Raw genomic sequence first — 506 nt, 5'->3', positions numbered from 1 at the left:
GCCGCAAGGGCGACGCCATGGCTACCGTGGAATCGTTGAAGTGGTTTGAGCCGGACGGTCACAAATACACCGGCTACGCCGCGGATCAGGAAACGGGGCGGCGTCCGGCGGTGGAGGTGCTCGCCGACTTTAAAAAGGTGCGGGCAGTCGTTGCGCTTGAGAGCGACGACATTTGGGATCCGGCATGGGGTGAGCTGCTGCCAATCGGCCGTTAACCGTGCGCGACAATAGTGTGCACAACATGCTGCTGAAGTGGCCGTCCGGAATCGCTACCGGAAGTCCCGCGTCTTGACCTTGATATGTTCGATATGGTCATAGGTATCGACGATGTCGCGCCCCTTCGGCATGCCGCGTGAATCGATGCCCGATCCGCCGTGATGAGCCTCGTCCCCGCGGCCGTGCGGCAACGGAAACGGCGTCTCGCGGTTTCCCACGCTGGCCAGCTCGGCGGACAGATCGGTCAGCTCGTGGGCGACGAGGTGCACCACCTCCCCTTCTCGCTGGAT

At 62.8% G+C, this 506-nt stretch carries 1 protein-coding gene and 1 pseudogene; one reads left to right on the top strand and one right to left on the bottom strand.

Annotated features, from left to right (window positions below; translation table 11 throughout):
- Positions 1-215 (top strand): hypothetical protein (locus EN749_RS37000; protein ID WP_210214775.1); only part of this gene is annotated, 215 nt, incomplete at its 5' end.
- 54 nt (positions 216-269) lie between these two features.
- On the opposite strand, the pseudogene EN749_RS36995 reads toward EN749_RS37000, so the two are convergent.
- A pseudogene (locus tag EN749_RS36995) lies at positions 270-506 on the bottom strand (DNA-binding protein); the annotation flags it as partial.

Source organism: Mesorhizobium sp. M7A.F.Ca.ET.027.02.1.1, from assembly GCF_004022985.1.
Classification (GTDB): Bacteria; Pseudomonadota; Alphaproteobacteria; order Rhizobiales; family Rhizobiaceae; genus Mesorhizobium.
Note: the sequence above shows the minus strand (reverse complement) of the source record. Positions and strands in the feature narration are given on the sequence as shown.